The organism is Paenibacillus sp. FSL R5-192, from assembly GCF_000517845.1.
GTDB classification, from domain to species: domain Bacteria; phylum Bacillota; class Bacilli; order Paenibacillales; family Paenibacillaceae; genus Paenibacillus; species Paenibacillus amylolyticus.
Map to the genome: position 1 here is coordinate 1 of NZ_ASPR01000035.1, position 3,360 is coordinate 3,360.

1 protein-coding gene is annotated in these 3,360 nt (G+C 54.5%); it reads left to right on the forward strand.

Annotation, left to right across the window (positions count from 1 at the left end; genetic code table 11):
• The coding region (locus tag C161_RS19295) for a non-ribosomal peptide synthetase (RefSeq protein ID WP_036672077.1) at positions 1-3,360 on the forward strand (3,360 nt) is incomplete at both ends.

Here is a 3,360-nt window from a genome sequence, read left to right on the forward strand (position 1 = left end):
CCAAATGATGTTGATGTTGTCGGTATGGACAGCTTCCATGAAGCCCGTCCGGAGGATCTGGCGTACGTCATCTACACGTCGGGAACGACGGGCAAGCCAAAAGGCGTGATGATCGAGCATCGCAGCCTAGTGAACACGGCAGCGGGCTACCGACGGGAATACCGGTTGGATCAGTTCCCGGTGCGACTGTTGCAACTCGCAAGCTTCTCGTTTGATGTTTTCGTGGGCGATATCGCACGCACGTTGTATAACGGAGGCACCATGGTCATTGTACCGAAGGACGACCGGATTGATCCGTCTCGTCTGCACCACTGGATAGAGCAGGAGCAAGTGACGATCTTTGAATCAACACCAGCACTGATCGTGCCGTTTATGGAATACGTGCATGAGCAGGGGCTAAAGTTAAGCGGTATGGAGCTGTTGATCACAAGCTCGGACAGCTGCAGTGTAGCGGATTACCGTACCTTGCAGGAGCGGTTTGGCTCGTCGTTCCGCATCATTAACGCCTATGGTGTGACGGAAGCGGCAATCGACTCCAGTTTCTATGACGAAGAATTGGCGAAACTGCCGCAGACAGGCCATGTGCCGATTGGCAAAGCGTGGTTGAATGCGAAGTTTTACATCGTGGATGCACATCTGAATCCCGTACCCGTCGGTGTGCTGGGCGAGCTGGTCATCGGCGGCGTTGGCGTAGCACGTGGGTACTTGAACCGTCCAGAGCTGACGGAAGAGAAGTTTGTAGACAGTCCTTTCACCGCTGGTGAGCGACTGTATCGCACAGGAGACTTGGCGCGGTGGATGGAGGACGGCAACGTGGACTTCATCGGCCGGATCGATAACCAGGCAAAAATCCGGGGCTACCGGATCGAGACGGGCGAAGTCGAAGCAAAGCTGCTGAGTGTAGGTAGCGTGAAGGAAGCGGTAGTTGTTGTCAGGGAAGATCAAGAAGGGCAGAAAGCGTTGTGCGCTTATTATACAGTGGAAAAAGGCTTGACGGCGGCAGATTTGAAACGGGCGATCTCCAGCGAGCTACCGGGATACATGATTCCGTCGTATTTCGTCGAACTGGAGCAATTGCCTCTAACGCCAAATGGGAAAATTGACCGGAAGGCGCTGCCAGCGCCAGAAGGGGGAGCAGGCGGAGGCCGCGAATACGTGGCACCGCGCACCGAACTGGAGGCAAAACTGGCCGTCATTTGGCAGGAAGTGCTTGTTCGGGAGAAGGCGGTAGGCGTAACGGACAACTTCTTCGACCTCGGAGGACACTCCCTGCGGGCGACAACACTTGTCAGCAAAATGCATAAGGAGCTGGGCGCCCAATTCCCGCTTCGCGACGTATTCCGCTACTCGACAGTTGAGGAAATGGCTGTGGCTATGGAGCATTTGGAGATCGGCTCGTTTATGGCTATTCCGGCTGCGGAACCTAGCGAGTATTATCCGCTCTCTTCTGCGCAGAAACGTCTCTATATTTTGAACCAGCTGGAAGGAGGCGAGCTGAGCTACAACATACCAGGAGCTATGCTACTCGAAGGGCAGCTCAACCGGCAGCAGTTTGAAGAAGCATTCCGCGGGCTTGTAGCTCGTCATGAAACGCTGCGTACCGGCTTTGAGATGGTTGAAGGCGAAGCGGTTCAGCGGATTTACGAAGAAGTCACCTTCCAGGTGGAATATGTGCAGATCAGCGGGGAGCAGGCGGAAGAAACGGTGCGCCAATTCGTTCGTGCGTTTGATCTAGCCAAGCCACCACTTCTGCGGGTGGGCATTGCCGAACTGGCGCCGGACCGGCACATCCTGATGTTCGATACACATCATATCGTATCGGACGGCGTTTCAATGGACGTACTGATCGAAGAGTTTGTGCACTTGTACAGCGGGGAGCCGCTCAAGCCACTCCGCATTCAGTACAAAGATTATGCAGTATGGCAGCAATCGGACGAGCAGAAAACGCAGCTTGCCAAGCAGGAAGCCTACTGGATTGACATGTTCCGCGGAGAACTGCCAGTTCTGGAAATGCCAACGGACTATCCGCGCCCGGCTATGCAGAGCTATGAGGGCCGCACGCTGCAATTGTTTATGAATATTGAGAAAAGTGAAGGTCTTAAACGGCTTGCAGCTGAAAACGGCGCAACGCTTTACATGGTTCTGCTTGCGGCGTATAACGTGCTTCTGCATAAATATTCAGGTCAGGAAGACGTGGTGGTTGGTACGCCGATTGCGGGCAGAAATCACAGCGACGTTCAACCGCTGATCGGGATGTTCGTTAATACATTGGCCATCCGCAGTTACCCGGCTGCCGGTAAAACGTTCCTTGACTACTTGAAGGAAATCAAGGAGACAACGCTTGGTGCTTTTGAACATCAGAATTATCCGTTTGAGGAACTGGTGGATAAGGTAAACGTGGCTCGTGATCTACGCCGTCATCCACTGTTTGATACGATGTTTGCTTTGCAGAATACAGAAAATGTGGAAATTCAGCTTCCGGGACTGCATCTGTCGACGTATGCCAGCGAAGAAATCGTTTCCAAATTCGATCTCAGCTTAGACGTCACCGAGATTGAGGACGGCTTGGAATATCTGTTTGAATACGCCACAGCTCTATACAAAACCGAAACGGTGGAGAAATTGGCTGTTCACTACTTGCAACTGCTTGAATCCATTCTCTGCAACCCGTCGGCGACTATTGCCGAGCTGAACTTGTTAACGGCAGAGGAAAAAGAGCAGATTGTCGGCGCGTTTAACCCTGCGCAACCGGAAGAGGCTCCTATGGCAGCGTTCCATCGACTGTTCGAGGAACAGGCGGAACACACGCCGGAAGCTGAAGCTGTCGTTTACGAAAACGATCGGCTGACGTATGCGGAGCTGAACGAGCGGGCGAACCGCCTGTCGGCCACGCTGCGCACAAGCGGCATCGGCCGGGAGTCAATCGTTGGCATTCTCGCCGAGCGTTCGGTGGACCTGTTGGTGGCCGTGCTGGCCGTCTGGAAAGCAGGCGGGGCGTATGTACCCCTCGACCCGGATTATCCGGCAGACCGTGTGCGGTTCATGCTCGAAGACAGCGGAGCGAAGGTGCTGCTGACGCAAACGCCGCTGCGAGAGCGTGCCGAAGCCTGGCTCGGTGAAGAGGAACTGGCACTGGCGACGGTGCTGTATCTCGACGACGAAACGTCATACAGCGAGGAACGAAGCAATGTGCCAATGGACTTTGGCCAAGGCTCCAACAGTGCTCCCGATCGAGTCAACGGCAAGCTAACGGGGGCTGTGAACGGTGGTGGCGAGAGTCATCCAAATGATGTTGATGTTGTCGGTATGGACAGCTTCCATGAAGCCCGTCCGGAGGATCTGGCGTACGTCATCTACACG